The sequence below is a fragment of the Marinobacter iranensis genome (genome assembly GCF_029207565.1).
Classification (GTDB): Bacteria; Pseudomonadota; Gammaproteobacteria; order Pseudomonadales; family Oleiphilaceae; genus Marinobacter; species Marinobacter iranensis.
This window is the reverse complement of record NZ_JANCMW010000194.1, coordinates 1-268: the sequence shown is the minus strand read 5'-3', so window position 1 is coordinate 268 and position 268 is coordinate 1. Positions and strand designations below refer to the sequence as shown.

General features: G+C 65.3%; 1 pseudogene. It reads left to right on the top strand.

The features are described 5' to 3' along the window. Positions 1-268: pseudogene (locus tag NLU14_RS21990) on the top strand (hypothetical protein); the annotation flags it as partial.

The window sequence follows — 268 nt, the reverse complement described above, 5'->3', positions numbered from 1 at the left end:
AGCGAATTCGACGCCTGGGTTTCCAGCGCGCCCGAGGACGACCTGAAATCGGTTCGAGCCTTCCTGATCGGCGACTGCCGCGAAGGGGCCGTCTCCCCGCGACAGATCAGGGACCGTACCGGCGCGCCCGTTATTGCGCTGAGCGAGCACAATTCTCTCGAAAACACCTTGCGGCTTTTCGAATCCGGCGTCGACGACGTCGTGCGCAAGCCGGTCCACATCCGCGAGATCCTGGCGCGCATCACCGCGATCCGTCGCCGCGCCCATG